General features: G+C 71.4%; 21 protein-coding genes. 14 read left to right on the top strand and 7 right to left on the bottom strand.

Annotated features, from left to right (window positions below):
- Window positions 1-317: 317 nt before the first annotated feature.
- From ML340_RS00490 to ML340_RS00480, 3 genes are all read right to left on the bottom strand, one after another.
- The gene (locus ML340_RS00490; protein ID WP_240095553.1) at window positions 318-1052 is read right to left on the bottom strand and encodes a TSCPD domain-containing protein; all 735 of its coding nucleotides are present in this window, start codon (window positions 1050-1052) and stop codon (window positions 318-320) included.
- A 61-nt stretch (window positions 1053-1113) separates the two neighbouring features.
- Complete coding sequence (locus ML340_RS00485; protein WP_240095551.1) at window positions 1114-1602, bottom strand: hypothetical protein; 489 nt, start codon at window positions 1600-1602, stop codon at window positions 1114-1116.
- Window positions 1603-1714: 112 nt separating this feature from the next.
- Window positions 1715-3865 (bottom strand): adenosylcobalamin-dependent ribonucleoside-diphosphate reductase, encoded by a 2151-nt coding sequence (locus ML340_RS00480; protein WP_240095549.1) that lies wholly within the window; start codon window positions 3863-3865, stop codon window positions 1715-1717.
- Between the two features lie 487 nt (window positions 3866-4352).
- Between ML340_RS00480 and ML340_RS00475 the strand changes: the two genes are divergently transcribed.
- The 10 genes from ML340_RS00475 to ML340_RS00430 all read left to right on the top strand — a co-directional run bounded on the left by ML340_RS00475 (window position 4353) and on the right by ML340_RS00430 (window position 13295).
- Entirely contained in the window at window positions 4353-5789 is a 1437-nt protein-coding gene (locus ML340_RS00475; protein ID WP_240095547.1) for a trypsin-like peptidase domain-containing protein, read from the top strand.
- Between the two features lie 77 nt (window positions 5790-5866).
- Window positions 5867-6223 (top strand): hypothetical protein, encoded by a 357-nt coding sequence (locus ML340_RS00470; RefSeq protein WP_425608247.1) that lies wholly within the window; start codon window positions 5867-5869, stop codon window positions 6221-6223.
- Window positions 6224-6228: 5 nt separating this feature from the next.
- Entirely contained in the window at window positions 6229-6720 is a 492-nt protein-coding gene (locus ML340_RS00465; RefSeq protein WP_240095544.1) for a phage holin family protein, read from the top strand.
- Window positions 6711-7043, top strand: coding sequence for a hypothetical protein (locus ML340_RS00460; protein WP_240095542.1), 333 nt, complete (start codon window positions 6711-6713; stop codon window positions 7041-7043). The genes ML340_RS00465 and ML340_RS00460 overlap by 10 nt, the downstream gene beginning before the upstream one ends.
- A complete protein-coding gene (locus tag ML340_RS00455; RefSeq protein WP_240095539.1) occupies window positions 7040-8146 on the top strand; it encodes an AI-2E family transporter in 1107 nt (368 codons plus the stop codon). The genes ML340_RS00460 and ML340_RS00455 overlap by 4 nt, the downstream gene beginning before the upstream one ends.
- Window positions 8143-8889 carry an HAD family hydrolase gene (locus ML340_RS00450; RefSeq protein WP_425608246.1) on the top strand — a complete coding sequence of 249 codons (747 nt, stop codon included), beginning with the start codon at window positions 8143-8145 and terminating at the stop codon, window positions 8887-8889. The genes ML340_RS00455 and ML340_RS00450 overlap by 4 nt, the downstream gene beginning before the upstream one ends.
- Window positions 8886-10262, top strand: coding sequence for a leucyl aminopeptidase family protein (locus tag ML340_RS00445; protein WP_240095535.1), 1377 nt, complete (start codon window positions 8886-8888; stop codon window positions 10260-10262). Before ML340_RS00450 ends, ML340_RS00445 begins: the two co-directional genes overlap by 4 nt.
- An 83-nt stretch (window positions 10263-10345) precedes the next feature.
- Window positions 10346-11605 (top strand): DNA (cytosine-5-)-methyltransferase, encoded by a 1260-nt coding sequence (gene dcm / locus ML340_RS00440; RefSeq protein WP_275672545.1) that lies wholly within the window; start codon window positions 10346-10348, stop codon window positions 11603-11605.
- 5 nt (window positions 11606-11610) lie between these two features.
- Window positions 11611-12057: a very short patch repair endonuclease gene (locus ML340_RS00435; RefSeq protein ID WP_338064397.1), complete on the top strand. Its 447-nt coding sequence runs from the start codon at window positions 11611-11613 to the stop codon at window positions 12055-12057.
- A complete protein-coding gene (locus ML340_RS00430) occupies window positions 12054-13295 on the top strand; it encodes a type II restriction endonuclease (RefSeq protein ID WP_240095533.1) in 1242 nt (413 codons plus the stop codon). Before ML340_RS00435 ends, ML340_RS00430 begins: the two co-directional genes overlap by 4 nt.
- Before the next feature lie 67 nt (window positions 13296-13362).
- Here the strand turns inward: ML340_RS00430 and ML340_RS00425 are convergent, their stop codons facing one another.
- Both ML340_RS00425 and ML340_RS00420 read right to left on the bottom strand, forming a co-directional pair.
- Window positions 13363-13965: a response regulator transcription factor gene (locus tag ML340_RS00425; RefSeq protein WP_240095531.1), complete on the bottom strand. Its 603-nt coding sequence runs from the start codon at window positions 13963-13965 to the stop codon at window positions 13363-13365.
- The gene (locus ML340_RS00420; RefSeq protein ID WP_240095529.1) at window positions 13962-15164 is read right to left on the bottom strand and encodes a sensor histidine kinase; all 1203 of its coding nucleotides are present in this window, start codon (window positions 15162-15164) and stop codon (window positions 13962-13964) included. The genes ML340_RS00425 and ML340_RS00420 overlap by 4 nt, the downstream gene beginning before the upstream one ends.
- 207 nt (window positions 15165-15371) lie before the next feature.
- On the opposite strand from ML340_RS00420, the gene ML340_RS00415 reads away from it, so the two are divergent.
- From ML340_RS00415 to ML340_RS00400, 4 genes are read left to right on the top strand one after another with little or no spacing between them, the layout of a single operon-like run.
- Entirely contained in the window at window positions 15372-16631 is a 1260-nt protein-coding gene (locus ML340_RS00415) for an efflux RND transporter periplasmic adaptor subunit (protein WP_240095527.1), read from the top strand.
- A 55-nt stretch (window positions 16632-16686) separates the two neighbouring features.
- On the top strand, window positions 16687-17379 hold the full coding sequence (locus ML340_RS00410) for an ABC transporter ATP-binding protein (protein ID WP_240095525.1): 693 nt from the start codon (window positions 16687-16689) through the stop codon (window positions 17377-17379).
- Window positions 17380-17392: 13 nt separating this feature from the next.
- The gene (locus ML340_RS00405) at window positions 17393-18550 is read left to right on the top strand and encodes an ABC transporter permease (protein WP_240095524.1); all 1158 of its coding nucleotides are present in this window, start codon (window positions 17393-17395) and stop codon (window positions 18548-18550) included.
- Window positions 18551-18560: 10 nt separating this feature from the next.
- Complete coding sequence (locus ML340_RS00400; protein WP_240095522.1) at window positions 18561-19868, top strand: ABC transporter permease; 1308 nt, start codon at window positions 18561-18563, stop codon at window positions 19866-19868.
- Window positions 19869-19877: 9 nt separating this feature from the next.
- Here the strand turns inward: ML340_RS00400 and rarD are convergent, their stop codons facing one another.
- Window positions 19878-20777: an EamA family transporter RarD gene (gene rarD, locus ML340_RS00395; protein WP_240095520.1), complete on the bottom strand. Its 900-nt coding sequence runs from the start codon at window positions 20775-20777 to the stop codon at window positions 19878-19880.
- Window positions 20774-21658, bottom strand: coding sequence for a drug/metabolite exporter YedA (gene yedA, locus ML340_RS00390; protein WP_240095518.1), 885 nt, complete (start codon window positions 21656-21658; stop codon window positions 20774-20776). Before yedA ends, rarD begins: the two co-directional genes overlap by 4 nt.
- Between the last annotated feature and the right edge of the window lie 73 nt (window positions 21659-21731).

Here is a 21731-nt window from a genome sequence, read left to right as displayed (position 1 = left end):
TGCGGCGCGGACCAGGGGGAGCGCCCCTCGGTCGCCCAGCGCCATGAGGCTACCGCGGAGGCGGCCGGCGCGCCGCACCCGCGGGGACGCAGGGCAATGCCGCTGCCATTGCCGGTCGGCATGGGCGACGGGATGCAAGGCGACTCTCCCTCCATGCGCAATCAGGGTATCTGCCCCCCCATCGCGCTGTGCGGATCCAGCCCAAATGCCGGCCAAGACCACACGGCTGGCCCAGCCATCGCGACTGGAATGAGCGCCCGCACGCGGCGCAGGCGCCGCAACGCCAAGCCTATGCCGCAATCACCGCACGTCGGATCTCACCCGCACTTGCTGTAGCCACAGTTCAGGCAGGTCGCGCAGCCGTCCATGATCACCACCGCCTTGGTGCTGCACTTGTGGCATAGCGTGGCGGAGGGCGGGAACACGGCGCCCTCGCCGGTCACCGCGATGTCCTCGGCGCGGGCGGCGTCAGGGCTTTTTTTTTCCTGCCCGGCGGCCTGCGCGCGCTTCTCGGCGATCAGCGCACGCTGCGCCTCGCTCAGCTCCGGCGCCTGCAGCAGGCCGATCGACTTCAGGTGCTCTTCGATGATGCTGCCCAGCTCGGCGACCAGCGAGGGCATGTACACGCCGCCGGCCTTGAAGTAGCCGCCGCGCGGGTCGAACACCGCCTTCATCTCCTCGACCAGGAAGGTGACGTCGCCGCCCTTGCGGAACACCGCCGACAGGATCCGGGTCAGCGCCACGATCCACTGGAAGTGCTCCATCGACTTGCAGTTGATGAACACCTCGAACGGACGCCGCTGCTCGTGCTCGGTGCCCGGGTTGAGCACGATGTCGTTGATGGTCACGTACATCGCGTGCTCCACCAGCGGCGACTTGATCTTGTAGGTCGCGCCGACCAGCACCTCCGGGCGCTCGATGCGCTCGTGCATCTGCACGACGTCGTTGGCCGGCGCCAACGGCGCGGGCGCAGCCGGGGCGGCGGCCCTGGCCTTGTCCTCCGGGGTGACGACGGCGTAGCCCTTGATCTTCTTGTCGATCCTGACGGTCATGGTGTCTGGCGCTGGCGGTGGGGTGGAACGCCGGCCCGGCATCGGCCGGGCCGGGGGAGGGTTACTTCTTGGCGGCCTTCTTCGCCGCCTTCTTGGCGGCCTTCTTGGCCGGCGCCTTCTTCGCCGCGGACTTCTTGGCGACCTTCTTGGCGGCGGCCTTCTTCACCGCCTTCTTGGCGACCTTCTTGGCCGGGGCTTTCTTGGCGGCCGCCTTGTTGGCCGGCGCCTTCTTCGCGACGGCCTTCTTGGCGGCCTTCTTCGCCGCCTTCTTGGCGGCGACCTTCTGCTTCAGCCCGGCCGCTTCCTTGCGCGCGGCGGCGCTGGCGGAGGCGAGCTTCTTCTTGGCCTTGGCCACGGTCTTCTTGACCGCCTTCTTGGCCTGGCCGACCCGGCGCTTGACCTTCTGCTCGGCCTGCTGCACCACCTGGCGGGCCTTGCTGACCACCTCGCTGGCGGTGCTGGTGACGGCGTCGCCGAGTTCGGCGGCCTTGTCCTTCACGCTTTCGGCGGCATCGGAGATCGTGGCCGCCACTCCATTCCCGTTGCTCATGTGCCCTCCTCGTCGGGCGTGGTTGGTGGGTACCGCAGCGCGATCCTATACCCGCGCAGGGCGGGCGTGCAGCACGCCGGGGCCGGCCTCCGCGGACGGCGCCGGCGCGCCTTCAGAACTTGCCGTAATAGCCCTCCTTGAGGGCATCGAACAGGTTCGCCGCGGTATGGACCTCGCCGTCGTATTCGACCTGCTCGTTGCCCTTGAGCTCGACCACGCTGCCGTCCTCCAGCTCGAAGCGGTAGGTGGTGTTCTCCAGGTCCTTCTCCTTGACCAGCACGCCCTGGAAGGCCGCGGGGTTGAAGCGGAAGGTGGTGCAGCCCTTCAAGCCCTGCTGGTAGGCGTAGCGGTAGATGTCCTTGAAGTCCTCGTACGGGTAGTCGGTGGGGACGTTGGCGGTCTTGGAGATCGAGGAATCCACCCACTTCTGCGCCGCGGCCTGCACGTCCACGTGTTCCTTCGGGCTGATGTCGTCGGCGGCGATGAAGTAATCGGGAAGCTTGGCGGCCGGATCCTCGGCGTAGGGCATCGCCTTCGGGTTGACCAGCGCGCGGTAGGCCAACAGCTCGAAGGAGAACACGTCCACCTTCTCCTTGGTCTTCCTGCCCTCGCGGATCACGTTGCGGCTGTAGTGGTGGGCGAAGCTGGGCTCGATGCCGTTGCTGGCGTTGTTGGCCAGCGACAGCGAGATGGTGCCGGTCGGCGCGATCGAGCTGTGGTGGGTGAAGCGCGCGCCGACCTCGGCCAGCTCGTCCACCAGTTCGGGCGCGACTTCCGCGATCTTCTGCATGTAGCGGCTGTAGCGCGCGTGCAGGGTCTTGCCCTGGATCTGCTGGCCGACCTTCCAGCCGTCGCGCGCCATCTCCGGGCGCTTGCGCAGCATCTCGGCGGTGACCGTGAACACCTCGTCCATGATCGGCGCCGGGCCCTTCTCGCGCGCCAGCGCCAAGCCGGTCTCCCAGCCGGCGATCGCCATCTCGCGCGCGACCTGCTCGGTGAACGCGCACGACTCCGGGCTGCCGTACTTCATGCGCAGCATGGTCATGGCGCTGCCCAGCCCGAGGAAGCCCATGCCGTGGCGGCGCTTGCGCAGGATCTCGGCGCGCTGCTGCGGCAGCGGCAGGCCGTTGACCTCGACCACGTTGTCGAGCATGCGGGTGAACACCCGCACCACCTCGCGGTACTCCTCCCAGTCGAAGCGGGCCTGGGGGGTGAAGGGGTCGCGCACGAACTTGGTCAGGTTGACCGAGCCCAGCAGGCAGGCGCCGTACGGCGGCAGCGGCTGCTCGCCGCAGGGGTTGGTGGCGCGGATGGTCTCGCACCACCAGTTGTTGTTCATCTCGTTGACGCGGTCGATCAGGATGAAGCCCGGCTCGGCGTAGTCGTACGTCGAGACCATGATCATGTCCCACAGGTGGCGGGCGCGGATGTGGCCGTACACCTTGCAGGCCACCAGGCCGTCGTCGCGCACGATGTAGTTGCGGTGGGTCGGCCATTCGCGCCAGACCACCTGCGCGGGATCGGCGAGGTCGTGCTCGGCGGCCTCCTGCGCGGTCAGCGGGAACACCAGCGGCCAGTCGGCGTCGTGCTCCACCGCCTGCATGAAGCCGTCGGTGATCAGCAGGGACAGGTTGAACTGGCGCAGCCGGCCGTCCTCGCGCTTGGCGCGGATGAAGTCCTTCACGTCCGGGTGCGACACGTCGAAGGTGCCCATCTGCGCGCCGCGGCGGCCGCCGGCGGAGGACACGGTGAAGCACATCTTGTCGTAGATGTCCATGAAGGACATCGGGCCGGAAGTGTAGGCGCCGGCGCCGGCGACGAACGCGCCGCGCGGGCGCAGGGTGGAGAACTCGTAGCCGATGCCGCAGCCGGCCTTCAGGGTCAGGCCGGCCTCGTGCACCTTCTGCAGGATGCCGTCCATCGAATCCTCGATGGTGCCGGAGACGGTGCAGTTGATGGTCGAGGTCGCGGGCTTGTGCTCCTGCGCGCCGGCGTTGGAGGTGATCCGCCCGGCCGGGATGGCCCCGCGGCGCAGCGCCCACAGGAACCGCTCCTGCCAGTACTGCTGCAGCTCCGCGGTCGGCTCGGCCTCGGCCAGGGCCTTGGCGACGCGCTGGTAGGTGCCGTCGATGTCGGCATCCAGCGGCACCCCCTGCTTGGTCTTCAAGCGGTACTTCTTGTCCCAGATGTCCACCGACGCCGGCTGCATCGGGATGTCCTGTCCGTGTTCGCCGATCACCGCCTCCAGCCTCGCCGTGCTCATGTGGTGTCTTCGCTCCTGATCGAGCGGCCCGCGCAGGCGGGCCGCGGCCATCGTCCTATCCCTGCACCGCCCCGGGGCACGCCGACGCCGACGCGGCGCGCCCGCGGCACGCCGCCTGCCGGTCTGTCTGTGTGCCCGCCTCAACCATCCTGCGCCGCTCCCCGACGGACGCCGACCGATCCAGGCCTTGCTGCCGCAAAGCACAAGGCTTGGGCTTGCTGTTCGCATCGACCACAAGATGTTGTGGCAACGCGGGGAGTGACCTTAGCCACGCCGCCGCCCCCTGTCAACGCTCGAATGCGCCGCGCAGCGGCACCCGCGCGGCAATGCGGGTTCCACGGCGTCGCGGCGGTTCGGGCGTGGAACTGAATGCGGTGGGCGGCGCGGCGCGCGGCGCGGATGAGGCCACCGGCCGCTTCAGCCGCGATTGCAGCACCCGCCACAAGACTGAATGCCGGCCGACTCCAACTGCTAGCCTTGCCCGCCCATGCGGACCGCGACCAAGACCCTGCTCGCCCTGACCGCTGCCGCCGCGTTCGGCGGTTTCGCCGCGACCGGCCTGAACGCCCTGCTCGAGCGCCCGGCGCGGGCCACGCCGCCGCCGGCCACCAGCGCCAGCGTGCCGGTCGCCGGGGCGCTGCCGAACGCGGTCGACGGCGCGCCGATGCCGTCGCTGGCACCGATGCTCAAGCGGGTGCTGCCGGCGGTGGTCAGCGTGACCACCGAGCAGCGGGTGCGGGTCAACACCCCGTTCGGCGACGACCCGCTGTTCCGGCGCATGTTCGGCATCCCGGAGGAGCGCATCGCGCGCTCGCTCGGCTCCGGGGTGATCGTGGACGCCCAGCGCGGGCTGGTGCTGACCAACAACCACGTGATCGAGAACGCCGACGCGGTGCAGGTGCAGCTGGCCGACGGGCGCACGGTCAAGGCCGAGTTCCTCGGCTCCGACCCGGACACCGACGTTGCCCTGATGCGGATCCCGGCGCAGGGCCTGACCGCAATCCCGCTGGCCGACAGCGACCAGCTGCAGATCGGCGACTTCGTGGTGGCGATCGGCAATCCGTTCGGCGTGGGGCAGACGGTGACCTCGGGGATCGTCTCCGCGGTCGGCCGCAACAACCTGCCCGGCGCCGGCTACCAGAACTTCATCCAGACCGATGCCAGCATCAACCCCGGCAACTCCGGCGGCGCGCTGGTCAACCTCAAGGGCGAACTGGTCGGGATCAACACCGCCAGCTTCAACCCGCGCGGCTCGATGGCCGGCAACATCGGCCTGGGCTTTGCGATCCCGTCCAACCTCGCGCGCAGCATCAAGGACCAGCTGCTGGCCGGTGGCGTGGTCCGGCGCGGCACGCTCGGCATCGACACCCAGGACGTGGATGCGCGCCTGGCGCGCGCGCTCGGGCTGGCCGAGGCGCGCGGCGCGGTGGTGACCCGGCTGTACCCGGACTCGCCGGCCGCCGCCGCCGGCCTGCGCGTGGGCGACGTGATCGTGGCCGCCAACGGCCAGCCGATCGACGGCGCCGAGGCGCTGCGCAACTTCCAGGGCCTGCAGGCGCCGGACGCGCGGATCACCCTGGACGTACGCCGCGACGGCCGCGCGCTGCGCCTGACCACCGGCCTGCGCGAGGCACCGCGCCAGCTGGAGGGCGTGCAGCTGGATCCGCGCCTGGCCGGCGCGCGCTTCGCCGAGCTGCCGGAGACGCTGCGCCGGCAGGGGCTGTCGGGCGTGCTGGTGGAGGCGGTCGCGCGCGGCAGCCGCGCCGCCGCCAACGGCCTGCGCGCCGGGGACGTGGTGGTGGCCGCCAGCAGCGGCGGCTTCGGCGACCTGCCCGGCTTCCGCGCCAGCCTCGCCCGCGCGCCCGAGCCGCTGGTGCTGCGCGTGCTGCGCGGCGAGGCCGCCGGCGACCTGCTGATGCGCTGAAGCGCGTCGCGATGACGGCGGCCTCACATCCGCACCGGCATGATGGCCCTGATTTCCCTGTCCGCGAGGAGTCCCCCGTGAGCACCCACACCGATGCCCTCAAGAGCAACCTCGGCGAAGCCGGCAGCCACCTCAAGCAGGCCGCCAGCGCGGCGGGCGCCGCGCTCAAGCACGCCGGCGCCGCCGCCGGCGACGAACTCAAGCTCGGCAAGGCCGAGGCCAAGGCGGAACTGGCCGACGGCGCGCTGGCCGGGCTGGCCGCCGCCGAGCACCTCGGCGGGGCCGCCGGCGAGCAGGTGGACGCCCTGATGGAGAAGGGCCGCGACCTGCTCGACAGCGCCGCCGAGCTGATCCGCGAGCGCCCGCTGGCCGCGTTCGGGATCGCGTTCGCTGCTGGCTTCATCATTTCCAAGCTCGCCCGCAGCGACAAGTAAGTCCGATGCAGGACGGCGCGCAGGACCCGGCCTCGGCCGACGCCGCGCCCGGCGACGACGGGCTGGCCACGCTGTGGGCGCGGCTGCGCGCCGACGGCGGCGCCGGCCTGCGCGGCAGCCTGGACACCCTCGTCGCACTGCGGCGCCTGGCCGTGGCAGACATCGCCTTGGCGCGCGCGGCGCTCGGGCGCGCGCTGGCGCTGGCCGCGGTCGCGGTCGCGTTCGGTGCGTCCGGCTCGCTGCTGCTGCTGGCGGCGCTGGTCGCCGCGCTGCGCCTGGCCGGGCTGTCCTGGCTGGCGGCCCTGCTGGTGGCCGCTGCCCTCAGCCTCGCCGTGACCGCGCTGGCGGCCTGGGGCACCCTGCGCTACCTGCGCCACACCCGCCTGAGCGCGACCCGCCGCCAGCTGGCGCGGCTCGGCCTGGGCGATGGCGATGGCGACGGCGGCGGCAGCGACGCCCCGCCCCCCGCCACGACGGAGCCGCCGCGATGCGTCTGACGCGCCAGCTGCAACGGGTGCAGCGCGCCGAGCGCGTGTTCGAAGCGCTCCAGCAGCAGACCCTCGCGCACTGGCAGGGCGCGCTCGCCAGCTGGCGCCGCGCATGGACGCCGGGGCGGATCGTGGCGGCCGGGCTGGTGCTCGGCCTCGCGCTGGGACGGGCGCGGCCCGTGCGCTGGGCCGGCCGCGCCAGCAGTGCACTGCGCCTGCTCGGCACCCTGTCCGGGCTGGTCGCGGGCGCCGAGGCGCAGCTGGCCGCGCTGCGCGCCGCCACCGCGCCGCGCCCATCCACGCCGGCGACCGAACCGACCGAGCCGGCATGACCCCTTCCAATCCGGAGCCGCCTGCGCCGGCACCGCGGCATCCACCCGTCCCGCGGACGCCGCGCCCGCGCGCCCCGCTGGCCGTGGTGGTGCTGATGCTGCTGGCGCTCGGCTACACCCTGTGGCTGGCACAGGCGGTGGTGCTGCCGGTGCTGCTGGCGATGTTCTTCGCACTGGTCGGCAACCCGATCCTGCGCCTGCTACAGCGGCTGCGCGTGCCACGCGCGCTGGCCGCGCTGGCGGTGCTGTGCGCGGGACTGGCGCTGGCAGCGCTGCTGGCCGCGCAGCTGGTGAAACCCGCTACCGCCTGGGTCCGCGAGGCCCCGCGCGAACTGCGCGAACTGGCGCCGCGCCTGCAGAAGCTGACCCGCCCGGTGCAGGAGGCCGGGCGCGCCGCGGAGAACATCGCACGCGCCGCCGGCGGCGACGCCGGCCGCCCGGCGACCGTGGTACGCGCCGACGCCGGCGATCCCTACCGCGCGCTGTTCGCCACCCCACGCGTGCTGGCCGCGCTGCTGGCGGTCATCCTGCTCACCTTCTTCTTCATGGTCTACGGCCAGCGCCTGCTGCGGCACGCGCTGATGCTGCTGCCGGACGCGCAGCAGCAGAAGCTCACGGTCGGGATCGTGCAGGCGATCGAACGCGAGATCAGCCGCTACGTGCTCACCATCAGCCTGATCAACGCCGCGCTCGGCCTGCTGCTGGCGGCCGGCCTGCACCTGCTGCTCGGGATCGCCCTGGACGAGGCCCTGCTGTGGGGCACCCTGGCCATGCTGCTGAACTTCGCGCCCTACCTCGGCCCGCTGCTGGGGGTGCTGGCGCTGCTGGCGATGGGCGTGGTCAGCTTCCGCGAGCCGCTGCAGGTGCTGGCGCCGGCCGGACTCTACCTCGGCCTGCACCTGCTGGAAGGGCAGCTGGTGACCCCGGTGGTGCTGGGGCGCACGATGGCGCTCTCGCCGCTGGTGCTGATCCTCGCGCTGATGGTGTTCGGCGGCCTGTGGGGCGTGATCGGGCTGCTGCTGGCGGTGCCGCTGCTGGTCTGCACGAAGCTGGTGCTGGCGCGGATCGACGGCCTGCAGGGCTGGGCCCGGCTGCTGGAATGAAGGTGCCGGCGACGGCCTACAATGCCCCGGTGAATCCCCCCCTGCGCGCCATCACCTTCGACCTCGACGACACCCTGTGGCCGTTCGCCCCGATCGGGGCGCGCATCGAGAACGCCCTGCACGCCTGGTTCGTCGCGCACAGCCCGCGCACCGCCGAACGCTTCCCGATCGCCGAGATGCGCGCCCTGCGCGAGCGGGTGTTCGCGGAGTTCCCCGAGCACGCGCACGACCTCGGCCTGCTGCGGCGGCTGACGATCGAGCGCGCGCTGCGCGAAAGCGGCGACGACCCGGCGCTGGCCAGCGCCGCCTACGCGATCTTCTTCCGCGAGCGCAACCGGGTGGAGTTCTATCCCGACGCGCAGGACGGCCTGCACCGGATCGCCGCGCGCTGGCCGATCGCCGCGCTCACCAACGGCAATGCGGACCTGGCGGTGATCGGCATCGCCGGGCTGTTCCGCTTCCAGCTCGGCGCGCGCGAATACGGCGCGCCCAAGCCCGACCCCGGCCTGTTCCTGGAGGCCTGCCGACGGCTGCAGTGCGCACCCGGCGAAGTCCTGCACGTCGGCGACCACCCGCAGATGGACGTGGCCGGCGCCGCGCGCGCCGGGCTGCGCACCTGCTGGATCGACCGCGGCGACCACGCCTGGCCGGACGGCCTGCCCCGCGCCGACCTTCGCGTCACCACCCTGACCGCGCTGGCCGACTGGCTGGACGCGGGCGCCCGCTTCGAGGACGCCGCATGAGCCTGCCCCCCGGCTTCACCCACGACACCGCCCACGCGCGGCCGCTGCACGCGGTGCGCCACGCCGACTTCCCCGCCTGGTGCCAGGCGCAGCCGGCGCCGGTGCAAGCGTGGCTGGCGGCGCAGCGTTTCGACGGGGCCGCCGGCAGCGCCTGCAGCTGGGCCGACGGCGACGGCCGCGTGGCCGGCGCGGTGCTGGGCGTGGACGACCTGCACGACCCATTCGCCTGGGCGCACGCGCCGCGCGCGCTGCCCGGCGGCGACTGGCGCATCGCCTCCGACCTGGACGGCGGCGCGCGCCGCGCGCTGCAGCTGGGCTGGGGCCTGGGCCTGTACCGCTTCGCCCGCTACAAGGCGCCACCGGCACCCGCCGCGCGGCTGGCCGCGGAGCACTTCGACGCCGAGACCTTCGACCTGCTGGCCGCCTGCGTGCGCGTGCGCGACCTGGTCAACACGCCCACCGAGCACATGGGCCCGGACGACCTGGAAGCGGCCGTGCGCGAACTCGCGCAGGCGCACGGCGCGGCGGTCGCGGTGGTCGCCGGCGACGCGCTGCTGGCGCAGAACTACCCGGCGATCCACGCGGTCGGCCGCGCCTCGCACCGGGCGCCGCGCCTGATCGAACTCACCTGGGGCGAGGCGGCGCATCCGCACGTGGCGATCTGCGGCAAGGGCGTGTGCTTCGACACCGGCGGGCTGGACCTCAAGCCCGCCGCCGGCATGCGCCACATGAAGAAGGACATGGGCGGCGCCGCGCACGCGCTGGCGCTGGCCGGGCTGGTGATGGCGCGCCGGCTGCCGCTGCGTCTGACCCTGCTCATCCCGGCGGTGGAGAATGCCGTCGGCCCGAACGCGCTGCGTCCGGGCGAGGTCATCGCCACCCGCAAGGGCGTGAGCGTGGAGATCGACAACACCGATGCCGAGGGCCGGCTGGTGCTGGGCGACGCGCTGACCCGCGCCTGCGAACTGGCGCCCGACCTGCTGCTGGACTTCGCCACCCTCACCGGCGCCGCGCGCGTCGCGTTGGGCCCGGACCTGCCCGCGCTGTACGCCAACGACGAGGCGCTGGCGCAGGACTGGCTGGCCGCCGGCCAGCAGGTGCGCGACCCGCTGTGGCGGATGCCGCTGTGGCGGCCGTACCTGCGCTACCTCGCCAGCGGCATCGCCGATCTGGCCAACAGCAGCAACACCACGATGGCCGGCAGCGTCACCGCCGCGCTGTACCTGGAGCGCTTCGTCGCAGACGGCGTGCGCTGGGGCCACGTGGACGTGTACGCGTGGAACGACGGCGACCGCCCCGGCAAGCCGGCCGGCGGCGAAGCGCAGGGTTTGCGCGCCGCCTACGCACTGCTGAAGGCGCGCGCGGCGGGGTGAAAACATCCGCCCTCCGTCTCTTCTTGTGAGACGCAAATAGGACATACTGTCCTGACCTTTTCCCCTACCCCCCCATTACTCCAATGCATGACATCCAGAGCATACTTGGCACTTTACGGGGACGGTACTCACTGAGTGAACTTGCCGAAATTCTCGGCATTACCACCCGCACCTTACGACGCTGGCAGGTAGGAGAGACCAAGCCGCCGGCATACGCCGTGGATGCCATACGTCAGAGACTGCTTCCGCTGAGATCTCCCCGTGAAGAGTTCTCCGGAATAAGGATCATTGATCTTTTTGCCGGAATCGGTGGAATCCGGCTCGGATTTGAAGCGGCTGGCGGAAGATGCGTATTTACGAGCGAATGGAACCCTTACGCCCAAAGAACCTACCTAGAAAATTTTCCAGTCGCGGCTCACCACATCACTGGTGATATCACCAAGGTTGACGCTGAAGATGTTCCGGATCATGACGTGCTGCTTGCGGGTTTCCCATGCCAGCCATTCAGCATTGCTGGTGTGAGCAAAAAAAATGCGCTGGGGAGACCCCATGGCTTTGAATGCACAACACAAGGAACGCTGTTCTTTGACGTGGCGCGGATCATCGCCGCCAAGCGCCCCAAGGCATTCCTGCTGGAGAACGTCAAGAACCTGCTTTCACACGACCGGGGCAACACGTTCCGCGTCATCCTGCAAACCCTGCGCGACGAGCTGGGCTATGACGTGCACCACCGGATCATCGACGGCCAGCACTTCACCCCACAGCACCGCGAACGGATCATCATCGTTGGCTTCCGCGAGAAAACCGGCTTTTCATGGGACGATCTGCAACTGCCGTCCGAGGGGCCGCGTCTTTCCTCGATCCTGCACCGGACGGACGGCACCGAACCCGTGCTGCCGTGGGATGGCGACCGGTACTTCGATCACGACCGGCAGACTGTCCAGCCCAAATACACCCTCACGCCCAAGCTGTGGGCCTATCTCCAGGCCTATGCGGAAAAGCACCGTGCCGCCGGCAACGGCTTCGGCTTCGGGCTGGTCACACCGGACAGCGTGGCCCGCACGCTTTCAGCCCGGTATTACAAGGATGGCTCGGAAATCCTCGTCTCGCAGGGCAGCCGCAAGCGGCCGCGCCGCCTGACCCCGCGCGAATGCGCACGCCTCATGGGATTCCCTGATACGTTCCGCATTCCCGTCAGCGACACGCAGGCCTACCGCCAGTTCGGGAACAGCGTGGTAATGCCGGTCATGCGCGAGGTGGCCCGCATCATGGTTCCGCATGTCGAAACCCTGATCGAACAGGAGCAGGCCGGCGTCGTCCAGCCGCCACTGGCATTTGCCTGAATCCCGTGGCGGACGTGGTGGATGCCGCAACCCGAAGCCGGATCATGTCCGGCATCCGGGGGCGGAACACGAAGCCGGAAATCCTCGTGCGGAGCCTGCTGCACCGCGAAGGCTTCCGGTTCCGCCTTCACGTCCGGGAACTGCCCGGAAAGCCTGATATCGTGCTGCCAAAATACCGCGCTGCCATCTTCGTGCATGGCTGTTTCTGGCACGGTCACGACTGCCCGCTCTACCGGCTTCCAGGCACCCGGCCTGATTTCTGGCGGAACAAGATCGACCGCAACCGGGCCAGCGACCGCAGGGCACGGGATGCGCTCCTTGCGGCCGGCTGGCGTGTTGCCGTGGTCTGGGAATGTGCCCTTCGTGGGGCAGGAACCGATCCCGGCCAGGTAGCGCAGCGCCTTGCGGTGTGGCTGCGTGGCAATGAACCGGAAACAGGGATCAGGAAATGAAACAGGGTTATCTGTCGCAGTATTTCGAGGGTGTCGCGCTCAAGCGCCTGAGCGCCGTCGAGGCCGATGTCATCCGGTCGAACCAGCACGAATTCAACGGCGTGGAATCGCTTCGCTCGATCCTTGGTGAGCCTTCCGGGAAGGTTCGCTTCGCAGCAAGGTTTCTCTATCTCTCCGACCAGGACGATGAACCGGTCATCGAGGACGGATTCCTGACGTGGTATGACGCCCGCCAGAAGGCAAGGGAAGAACGCGGTGTCATGCGCTGGGAATACCGACTGTATTTCCCGACCAATCTTGTCTCGCAGTGCGCGGCGGAAGGCGACCTGCTGGTGATTGCAAGGCGGGCCGATGGCGACCTGCTCGCCATCGTGGCCGAGAAGGACACGACCATCGAGCGGCAGCTCATGTGGCTGTTCGGATTTTCCGATCTCACGCATCCCGGATTCTCCGTCAAGTCGGAGCTGGAAACGGAACAGGACAGGATCGGCTTTGCGGCAAGGGTGATCCTCGAACAGATCGGCATCGAACCGGAAGAGGAAGCGCCGAACTATCTGGACGACATGCTGGCAAGGTTTGATGGCAGATTCCCGAAGACCGTCGAGTTCTCGGCCTATGCCAGAAGCACGATCCGCGATCTTTCCAGCCGTGACGACCCGGATGCTGCGCTGGTCGCATGGATGGAACGGGAAGAAATCCTGTTCCGCACGCTCGAAAAGCACCTGCTCGGCGAGAAGCTGCGCAGCCTCACGCAGTCCGGCACCGAGGACACGGAACCCTTTATCAAGCTGGTTCAAAGCGCCCTGCAACGCAGGAAATCACGGGCCGGCTCGGCGCTGGAAAACCATCTTGAACAGGTGTTCACCGATCACGGCGTGACCTACACGCGAACCGGCGTCACCGAAAACAACCTGAAACCTGACTTCATCTTTCCGGGCATCAGCCAATACCACAATGCGGCCTTCCCACAGGCAAGGCTGACGATGCTGGCATCGAAATCGACCTGCAAGGACAGGTGGCGGCAAATCCTCAACGAAGCCGCCCGCATTCCTGACAAGCACCTCCTGACACTTGAACCCAGCATCAGCGAGAACCAGACGGACGAGATGAAGGCTGAACGGGTTCAGCTTGTGCTGCCCAAGAGCCTGCACCCGACCTACACGGCGGCACAGCAGGCCTGGCTCATGGATGTGGAGTCATTCACCCGGCTGGTGAAGCATCGGCAAATGCCAGGATAGACCAGAAAAATCAGCCTGCGCGCCGCCTACACGCTGCTGAAGGCGCGCGCGGCGGGGTGATCGCGCGCTACAGCCAGCCCTTCTGGCGCGCGAGGCGGTAGGCCTCGATGCGGTTGCCGACGCCGAGCTTGCCGATCGCCTCGGACAGGTAGTTGCGCACGGTGCCGTGCGAGAGGTTCAGGCGCTGCGCGATCTCGCCCGCGGACAGGCCCTCGCCGGCCAGGCGCAGGGCCTGGCGCTCGCGGTCGCTGAGCGGATCGGCCTCGCCCCAGGCCTCCAGCGCCAGCTGCGGGTCGATCGCGCGGCCGCCGCGGTGGACGTTGCGCAGGGCCTGCGCCAGCTGCTCGGCCGGGGCGTCCTTCAGCAGGTAGCCGCGCACGCCGGCCTCCAGCGCGCGCCGCAGGTAGCCGGCGCGGGCGAAGGTGGTGACCACCACCACCTGCACCGGCAGCTCGTGGCGGGCGATCCGCTGCGCCAGTTCCAGCCCGGTCAGGCCGGGCATCTCGATGTCAGTCAGCAACAGGTCGGGGCGATGCCGCTGTAGTTCGCGCCAGGCCGCCTCGCCGTCACCCACCGCGGCCACCACCTGGAGATCCGACTCCAACCCCAGCAGCGCCGCCAGCGCGCCGCGCAGCATGGCCTGGTCCTCGGCCAGCACGATCCGGATCATGCCGGCTGCTCCGGCGCGACGGCGGCGGGCACGCCGTCCGGCGTCGCAGCGGCCGGCCTGTCCTCCGGCCACGGCAGCCAGACCCGCAGCCGGGTCCCGGCGCCGGGCGGGGAGACCAACGCCAGCCGCCCGCCGAGGGCCGCCACGCGCTCGCGCATCCCGGCCAGGCCGTTGCCCTCGGTGCGCACACCGCCGCGGCCGTCGTCGGCGATCTCCAGCACAATGCCGCCGTCCTCGCGCCGCAGCGCCACCCGCACCGCGCGGGCGCGCGCATGCCGGGCGATGTTGGTCGCCGCCTCGCGCAGCACCAGCGCCAGCGGCGCCTGCAGCGCCGGCGGCAGGGCCTGCGGGAGCGGCGGCGCGGCGAACGCCACCCCGGCCGACTCCAGCAGCAGGCGCGCGGCCGCCAGCTCGGCCGCGAGGTCGGCGGCGCGGATGCCACTGACCGCGCTGCGCACTTCCGCCAGCGCCTGGCGCGCGACCCGTTCGGCCTCGGCCACGTGCGCGGCGGCCGCGGCCGGATCACGCGCGCCCAGCTTGCGCGCCAGCTCCAGCTTGAGCGCGATCAGCGACAGGGTGTGCCCGAGCAGGTCGTGCAGGTCGCGCCCGATGCGCTCGCGCTCGGCGCTGGCGGCCAGCCGCCGCACTTCCTCCTGCGACAGGCGCAGCATGTCCTCGCGCTGCTGGGCGGCGTCCTCGACGTGCACGATGATGCCGATGATCAGGGTCATCACCGGCACCCACACCCACATCTGCCACGGATAGCCGGCCCACCAGGCCACGCCGAGGTAGAGCAGGCCGAGCACCGCGACCTGCGCGAGGTAGGGCAGCAGCGCCGTGCGCCGGCAGCCGACCTGCAGCATCACCCCGCCGAACACGAAGTAGGTCACCGCCGAGGGATACCACGGCAGCAGCCCCAGCCCGAGCGCGACCATGCCCAGCGCCGCCGGCTGCAGCCGCCGCGCCGGCGCGACCAGCGCGCGCAGGTAGAGCAGCAGGAACAGCGGATAGGACAGCGCGGTCAGCAGCACCCAGCGCAGGCCGAAGCCGCCGCCGAACAGCGGGGTCAGGAAGATCCAGGCCGACCACAGCAGGTGCACCGCCTCGCTCCAGCCCGACTTGCCGCGGCGCAGGGTCTGCGCGAGGGCGGAATCGGGCGCGGGCGCGAACCAACGGCGGAGGCGATCGGGGAGCGGCATGCGGGCGCGGGCGGGGGGCACGCACGCATCCTGCGCGCGCGCGGGCGCGTATGCCAGCCGCGGGCGTCAGCGCCGACGGATGACGCCTGTCAGCTGACCCGCAGCGCCCCGCCTCCTAGCCTGTGCCGACCGTCGCCCCACCTCCGGAGGCTGGTCGCGCGCCCGGCACACCCGCACACTGCCGCCCGTCCACCACCGGATCCCGCCATGCCCCAGAACGCCGACCTGCTGAAATCCCTCCGCATCGACCGCAGCGCGCCGCCACCGCGGGCTGCGCGCCGCCCGCTGTGGATCGCCCTGGCGGTGGCGGGCGCGGTGGTGCTGGCGCTCGCCGCCGGGTTCGCCCTGCGCGGCGGCCAGCCGACCCCGGTGCAGGTGGCCGAGGCGACCGCGATCGGCGGCGGCGCGGCGTCCGCGCCGGCGGTACTGGACGCCAGCGGGTACGTGGTGGCGCGGCGGATGGCGACGGTCTCCGCCAAGGTCACCGGGCGCGTGCGCGAGGTGCTGATCGAGGAAGGCCAGAAGGTCGCGGCCGGGCAGGTGCTGGCGCGGCTGGATCCGGTGGACGCCGAGGCCCAGCGCGCGCTTGCGGCCTCGCAGCTGGCCGCCGCGCGCAGCCAGATCGGCAGCGTGCAGGCGCAGCTCAAGCAGGCCGAGGCGGACGCCACGCGGCTGTCCGCCCTGGCCGGGCAGCAGCTGGTGTCGCGCGCGCAGGCCGAGCAGGCGATCGCCCAGCGCGACGCCCTGCGCGCGCAGCTGGCCACCGCCCAGCGCAACGCGCAGGTCGCGGCCGATTCCCTGCGCATCGCCGACAACGGCGTGGACAACACCGTGGTGCGCGCGCCGTTCGCCGGCGTGGTGATCGCCAAGGCCGCGCAGCCGGGCGAGATCGTCTCGCCGCTGTCGGCCGGCGGCGGCTTCACCCGCACCGGCATCGGCACCGTGGTCGACATGGAGTCGCTGGAGGTCGAAGTGGAGGTCGGCGAGGCCTACATCGGCCGGGTCAAGCCGGGCATGCCCACCCAGACCGTGCTCAACGCCTACCAGGACTGGAAGATCCCGGGCCGGGTGATCGCGATCATCCCCGCCGCCGACCGCGGCAAGGCCACGGTCAAGGTGCGGGTGGCGCTGGACGCCAAGGGCGATCCGCGGATCGTGCCCGACATGGGCGCGCGGGTCAGCTTCCTCGACGACGCGCCCGCGCAGGCGCAGCGCAAGCCGGGCGTGCTGGTGCCCGCCAGCGCGATCAGCGAGCGCGGCGGCAAGGACGTGGCGTTCGTGGTGCAGGACGGCAAGGCCGTGCAGCGCGCGCTCACCCTCGGCCGCACCCTCGGCGACGACCGCGAGGTGCTCGCGGGGCTGGCCGGCGGCGAGCAGGTGGTGCTCGACCCGCCGCCGGCGCTGGCCGACGGCGCCCGGGTGGCGGCGACGCGCGAGGATGCGCCGGCCGATACGAACGACCAATGACGACCGCTTCCGCGCGCGCCGCCACCGGCGCGTTCCCTGACCGGAGATCCACGCCATGACCGCCCTCGTCCGCATCCGCGACCTGCACAAGACCTACCGGCGCGGCCCGGAGACCGTGGACGTGCTGCGCGGCATCGACCTCGACATCGCCGAGGGCGACTTCGTCGCGCTGATGGGCCCCTCCGGCTCGGGCAAGACCACCCTGCTGAACCTGATCGGCGGGCTGGACACGCCGACCTCGGGCGAGATCGAGATCGCAGGCCAGCGCATCGACCGCCTGAGCTCGGGCCAGCTCGCGCACTGGCGCAGCCAGCACGTCGGCTTCGTGTTCCAGTTCTACAACCTGATGCCGACCCTCAGCGCGCAGAAGAACGTGGAGCTGCCGCTGCTGCTGACCCCGCTGTCGGCCGCGCAGCGCCGCCGCAACGCCGAGATTGCGCTGCAGCTGGTCGGCCTGCCCGACCGCGGCCGCCATCGCCCGAACGAGCTCTCCGGCGGCCAGCAGCAGCGGGTGGCGATCGCACGCGCGATCGTCTCCGACCCCACCCTGCTGATCTGCGACGAGCCCACCGGGGACCTCGACCGCGCCTCCGCCGCGGAGGTGCTGGGCCTGCTGCAGCAGCTCAACCGCGAGCATGGCAAGACCATCGTGATGGTCACCCACGACCCGAAGGCCGCCGAATACGCCACCCACACCCTGCACCTCGACAAGGGCGTGCTGGTCACCCCGGCGGCGCAGGCGGCCTGAGCGGGAGACAGCCATGAAGTACCTGCCCCTGGTCTGGGCCGCGCTGATGCGCAGCAAGACCCGCACCCTGCTCACCCTGCTGTCGGTGCTGGCCGCGTTCTTGCTGTTCGGCCTGCTCGACTCGGTGCGGGTGGCGTTCAACGCCGGCGGCAGCGTGGCCGGTGCCAACCGCATGATCACCATGTCGCGGCTGTCGATCACGCAGATGCTGCCGTACCGGCTGGACGCGCAGCTGCGCGCGGTGCCGGGGGTGAAGAAGGCGGCCTACGCGGCCTGGTTCGGCGGCATCTACCGCGACCCGAAGAACTTCTTCCCGAACTTCAGCGTCAGCCCCGAATACCTCGACCTGTATCCCGAGTACCAGCTGCCGAAGGCGCAGAAGGACGCCTGGCTGGCCGACCAGCGCGGCGCGATCGTGGGCGAGTCGCTGGCCAAGCGCTTCGGCTGGAAGATCGGCGACACCATCCCGCTGCAGGCCACCATCTTCCCCACCCGCGGCAGCAACGACTGGCAGTTCACCCTGCGCGGCATCTACAAGGTCGCGGACCCGAAGCAGAAGGCGCAGGAGCGCGTGCTGTTCTTCCACTGGAAGTACTTCGACGAGGCCAACGACTACGTGAAGGGCCGGGTCGGCTGGTGGGTGGTGGAGCCGACCGGCGCCGGCGCGGCCGCGCGCGTGGCCAAGGCCATCGACGCGCTCTCGGCCAATTCCGACCACGAAACCAAGACCCAGAGCGAGGCCGCGTTCAACCAGAGCTTCGCCAAGCAGTTCGCGGACATCGGGCTGATCGTGTCGGCGATCATGGGCGCGGTGTTCTTCACCCTGCTGCTGCTGACCGGCAACACCATGGCGCAGGCGGTGCGCGAGCGCATCCCCGAGCTGGCGGTGCTCAAGACCATCGGCTTCACGAACCGCAGCGTGCTGTGGCTGGTGCTGGCCGAATCGGTGCTGCTGGTGGTGCTGGGCGGCACCCTCGGGCTGCTGCTGGCCGCCGCGATCGTGCCGATGGTGTCCGCCGCCAGCGGCGGCATGGTGCAGCTGCCCGGGCTGCTGGCGCAGACCTGGGCCAGCGGGATCGCGCTGATGGTGGCGATCGGGCTGGTGGTCGGCCTGCTGCCCGCGCTGCGCGGGATGCGCCTGAACATCGTCGATGCCCTCGCCGGGCGCTGAGGGGACTGCCATGACGCGTTTCGTTTCCGGCCTGCTCACCCTTCTGCTGCTGGCGCTGCTGCTGGCAGTGTGGATCGCGCTGCCTTGGCAGGGCGTGCTGGCGCTGGCGCTGGCGGTCGCGCTGTGGCTGGCGCTGACCCGCAGCGGCCGGCTGGCATGGGAGGCCGCAAAGATCGGCATCGCCAGCCTGCCGCAGCGCTGGGGCGCCTCCAGCGTGGTCGTGGTGGGCATCGCCGGCGTGGTCGGCGTGCTGGTGGCGATGCTGGCGATGGCGGAAGGCTTCAAGGCCACCCTCGACCGCACCGGCGATGCGGCCACCGCGATCATCCTGCGCGGCGGTTCGCAGGCCGAGACCAATTCGGTGATCACCCGCGACCAGGCGCCGCTGATCGCCGCGCTGCCGGGCATCGCGCGCGGCGCCGACGGCCAGGCACTGGCCTCGCCGGAGTTGTCGCAGGTGGTGAACCTGCCGAGCCGCGCCGACGGCACCGACGCCAACGTGCAGTTCCGCGGGGTCGGCCCGGCCGGCTGGGCGATCCGCCCGCAGCTGCGCATCGTCGAGGGCCGCCGGTTCACCCCGGGCCTGCGCGAGATCGTGGTCGGGCGCGGCGCGCAGCGCCAGTTCCGCGGGCTCAAGGTGGGCCGGCCGCTGAAGCTGGCCAACCAGCAGTGGACCGTGGTCGGCGTGTTCGCCTCCGGGGACGCGCACGATTCGGAGCTGTGGACCGACGCCGACGCGCTCGGCCCGGCCTACCAGCGCAGCGCGTTCCAGTCGGTGACGGTGAAGCTGGACGGCAGGACCGGCTTTTCGCAGCTGAAGGCGGCGCTGGCGGCCGACCCGCGGCTCAAGCTCGACGTGCTGACCACCCGCGACTACTACGGGCGGCAATCGCAGGCGCTGACCCGGCTGATCCGCATCCTCGGCAGCGTGATCGGCGTGATCATGGCGGTCGGCGCGGTGTTCGGCGCGCTCAACAGCATGTACGCGGCGGTGGCCGGGCGCGCGCGCGAGATCGCCACCCTGCGCGCGCTCGGCTTCCGCGGCCTGCCGGTGGTGACCGCGGTGATGCTGGAGACCATGCTGCTGGCGCTGCTCGGCGGGCTCTTGGGCGCGGCCATCGCCTGGGGGCTGTTCAACGGGCACACGGTCAGCACCCTCGGCCAGAACTTCAGCCAGGTGGTGTTCCAGTTCCGGGTCACCCCCGCGCTGCTGTGGACCGGGCTGAAGTGGGCGCTCGGGATCGGTCTGATCGGTGGTCTGCTGCCGGCGCTGCGCGCGGCGCGGCTGCCGGTGACCGAGGCGCTGCGCGCGGCCTGAGCCGCGCCCTCACTCCGGCGGCGCCGGCGCGGCGCGCCCGCGGCGCAGCCCGTCGGCCGCGAACACCGCCAGCGCCAGCCAGATGCAGGCGAAGCCGACCAGGCGGGTGCGGTCGAACGGCTCGCCGAACACGAACACGCCGATCAGGAACTGCAGGGTCGGCGACAGGTATTGCAAGAGGCCGATGGTCGCCAGCGGCACCCGCCGCACCGCATAGGCGAAGCCGACCAGCGGCAGCGCGGTGACCACCCCGCCGAACACCAGCAGCGCGGCCCCGCCCGCGCCGCTGCCGGCGAACAGCCCGCCCGGCGTGTGCAGCGCGTACCAGGCCAGCCCCAGCAGCGCCGGCGGCAGCAGGTAGGCGCTCTCCACCCCGAGCCCGGCCACCGCGTCCACGTGCGCCAGCTTGCGCAGCAGCCCGTACAACCCGAACGAGGCGGCCAGCGCCAGCGCGATCCACGGCAGCCGCCCGTGCTGCAGCGCCAGCCACAGCACGCCCAGCGCGGCCAGCGCGACCGCCAGCCATTGCAGCGGGCGCAGGCGCTCGCGCAGCAGCAGCACGCCGAGCAGCACGTTGAACAGCGGGTTGATGAAGTAGCCGAGCGCGCTCTCGACCACGTGCCCGGCGTTCACCGCCCAGATGTACAGCCCCCAGTTGCAGGCGATCAGCAGCCCGCTGAGCAGCAGCATCCACCACAGCCGCGGCTGCGCCAGGGTGCGCCGCAGCCAGTGGCGGCCGTCGCGCCAGAGCAGGTAGCCGCCGACGAACAGCGCGCTCCACACGATCCGGTGCAGCACGATCTGCAGCGCGGGCACCGCGCTCAGCAGGTGCCAGTACAGCGGCATCACGCCCCACAGGGCGTAGGCGCCGATCGCCATCCACAGGCCGCGGCGGTCGCGCGTGCTCATCGCGCGCGCGCCCGCGCCAGGCTGATCGCCATGACCCCGGCCAGGATCACCCCCATCGCCACCAACTGCTGGCGGCCGAAGCGCTCGTGCGCCAGCCAGGCGCCCAGCGCCAGCGCGATCACCGGGTTCACGTAGGCATAGCTGCCGGCCAGCACCGGGCGTACGTGGCGCAGCAGCCAGGCATAGGCGGAGTAGGCGACGATCGAACCGGCCAGCACCAGGTAGGCGAACGCGGCCAGCCCGCCCGCGCGCGGCCACGCGTGCAGCCGCTCGCCCAGCAGCAGGCCGAGGCCCAGCATCATCGCCCCGCCCAGCAGCATCTGCGCGGCCGCGGCCATGAACGGCGACGGCAGGTCGCGGCCGCGGCTCCAGACCGAGCCCCACGACCAGGCCAGGGTCGCCACCAGCAGCGCCAGCATCCCGCGCGGGGCGGCCTGCATCCCGCCCGGCCCGGCCTGCAGCGCGACCACCCCGGCGAAGCCGAGCGCCAGGCCCAGCCATTCGACTCCGGCCGGGCGTTCGCCGCGGCCGGCGGCGAACACCGCCATCCACAGCGGCGCGGAGGCGATCGCGACCGCGGTCATGCCGGAGGCCACCTCGCGCTCGGCCACGTTCACCAGCCCGTTGCCGAGCACCAGCAGCAGCAGGCCGAGCACGCCGGCGTTGCGCCACTGCGCGGCGCTCGGCGGCGGTACCCCGCGCGCGCGCAGCAGGGCGTACATCAGCGCACCGGCGAGCAGAAAGCGGAGGCCGCCGAGCAGGAACGGCGGGAAACCGCCCTCCAGCGCGAACCGGATCGCGAGGTAGGTGGAGCCCCAGATCAGGTAGACCGCGGCCAGCGCGAGGGCGACGCGGGCGACGGGGGCAGACGCGGTGGACATGCAGGCAGGCTCGGGCGCCGGATGCGCGAAGGGCGCCCGCAGGCGCCCCTCGTGTGGCCGGCGATGATCGCCG

It is taken from the genome of Thermomonas flagellata (assembly GCF_022419185.1).
Classification (GTDB): domain Bacteria; phylum Pseudomonadota; class Gammaproteobacteria; order Xanthomonadales; family Xanthomonadaceae; genus Thermomonas; species Thermomonas flagellata.
This window is presented reverse-complemented; position numbering and strand designations above follow the sequence as displayed.

Bases quoted from the DNA above. Each gene is read 5' to 3' on its own strand.
- ML340_RS00420 (WP_240095529.1), bottom strand. From the start codon at position 15,164: ATGCCGCTCCCCGATCGCCTCCGCCGTTGGTTCGCGCCCGCGCCCGAT.
- ML340_RS00465 (WP_240095544.1), top strand. From the start codon at position 6,229: ATGCAGGACGGCGCGCAGGACCCGGCCTCGGCCGACGCCGCGCCCGGC.
- ML340_RS00460 (WP_240095542.1), top strand. From the start codon at position 6,711: ATGCGTCTGACGCGCCAGCTGCAACGGGTGCAGCGCGCCGAGCGCGTG.
- ML340_RS00490 (WP_240095553.1), bottom strand. From the start codon at position 1,052: ATGACCGTCAGGATCGACAAGAAGATCAAGGGCTACGCCGTCGTCACC.
- ML340_RS00430 (WP_240095533.1), top strand. From the start codon at position 12,054: ATGAAACAGGGTTATCTGTCGCAGTATTTCGAGGGTGTCGCGCTCAAG.
- ML340_RS00445 (WP_240095535.1), top strand. From the start codon at position 8,886: ATGAGCCTGCCCCCCGGCTTCACCCACGACACCGCCCACGCGCGGCCG.
- ML340_RS00455 (WP_240095539.1), top strand. From the start codon at position 7,040: ATGACCCCTTCCAATCCGGAGCCGCCTGCGCCGGCACCGCGGCATCCA.
- ML340_RS00415 (WP_240095527.1), top strand. From the start codon at position 15,372: ATGCCCCAGAACGCCGACCTGCTGAAATCCCTCCGCATCGACCGCAGC.
- ML340_RS00405 (WP_240095524.1), top strand. From the start codon at position 17,393: ATGAAGTACCTGCCCCTGGTCTGGGCCGCGCTGATGCGCAGCAAGACC.
- rarD (WP_240095520.1), bottom strand. From the start codon at position 20,777: ATGAGCACGCGCGACCGCCGCGGCCTGTGGATGGCGATCGGCGCCTAC.
- ML340_RS00410 (WP_240095525.1), top strand. From the start codon at position 16,687: ATGACCGCCCTCGTCCGCATCCGCGACCTGCACAAGACCTACCGGCGC.
- yedA (WP_240095518.1), bottom strand. From the start codon at position 21,658: ATGTCCACCGCGTCTGCCCCCGTCGCCCGCGTCGCCCTCGCGCTGGCC.
- ML340_RS00485 (WP_240095551.1), bottom strand. From the start codon at position 1,602: ATGAGCAACGGGAATGGAGTGGCGGCCACGATCTCCGATGCCGCCGAA.
- ML340_RS00400 (WP_240095522.1), top strand. From the start codon at position 18,561: ATGACGCGTTTCGTTTCCGGCCTGCTCACCCTTCTGCTGCTGGCGCTG.
- ML340_RS00475 (WP_240095547.1), top strand. From the start codon at position 4,353: ATGCGGACCGCGACCAAGACCCTGCTCGCCCTGACCGCTGCCGCCGCG.
- ML340_RS00480 (WP_240095549.1), bottom strand. From the start codon at position 3,865: ATGAGCACGGCGAGGCTGGAGGCGGTGATCGGCGAACACGGACAGGAC.
- ML340_RS00425 (WP_240095531.1), bottom strand. From the start codon at position 13,965: ATGATCCGGATCGTGCTGGCCGAGGACCAGGCCATGCTGCGCGGCGCG.
- dcm (WP_275672545.1), top strand. From the start codon at position 10,346: ATGCATGACATCCAGAGCATACTTGGCACTTTACGGGGACGGTACTCA.
- ML340_RS00450 (WP_425608246.1), top strand. From the start codon at position 8,143: ATGAAGGTGCCGGCGACGGCCTACAATGCCCCGGTGAATCCCCCCCTG.